Genomic DNA, 509 nt, shown 5'->3' on the forward strand with positions numbered 1-509 from the left:
ACGAAGGCGTCGGCGGCGATCGATCGCGATGCCGCACCCGGACCCACAGCGCGCGACCGCAGTAGTGCGCAGGGCCTGCCCGAGACGTTCGACGATCCCGCCGACGGCCGGCTGCGCACACTGATCTGGTTGGTGATCGTGCTCATCGCGGCGGCCGCGGCGGGTGGCGCCGGATGGTGGGTAGGCTCCGAGTTGCTGCTCTCCTGAGAGAGCACGCACCCGAAAGCCCCGGCTACCGAAAGCCCCCGGGCAACCGAATACCTCAGCCGCGCAACATCTCCGCGACGAGGAACGCCAGCTCCAGCGATTGCTGGGTGTTCAGGCGCGGGTCGCACGCCGTCTCGTAGCGTCCGGCGAGGTCGAGGTCGGAGATGTCCTGTGCACCACCGAGACACTCGGTCACATCCTCGCCGGTGAGCTCGATGTGGATGCCACCGGGGGGGGTCCCCAGTGCGTGGTGGACCTCGAAGAATCCCTGCACCTCGTCGACGACACGGTCGAAGTGGCGT

General features: G+C 68.4%; 1 protein-coding gene and 1 pseudogene. One reads left to right on the forward strand and one right to left on the reverse strand.

Annotation, left to right across the window (positions count from 1 at the left end; translation table 11 throughout):
• Positions 1 to 207 (forward strand): annotated as a pseudogene (locus tag B1964_RS13450) (hypothetical protein); the annotation flags it as partial.
• Positions 208 to 262: 55 nt separating this feature from the next.
• Here the strand turns inward: B1964_RS13450 and B1964_RS13455 are convergent.
• On the reverse strand, positions 263 to 509 hold a 247-nt coding region (locus B1964_RS13455; RefSeq protein WP_139765727.1), incomplete at its 5' end, for a 3-deoxy-7-phosphoheptulonate synthase.

It is taken from the genome of Gordonia sp. i37, from assembly GCF_002043085.1.
Lineage (GTDB): Bacteria > Actinomycetota > Actinomycetes > Mycobacteriales > Mycobacteriaceae > Gordonia > Gordonia polyisoprenivorans.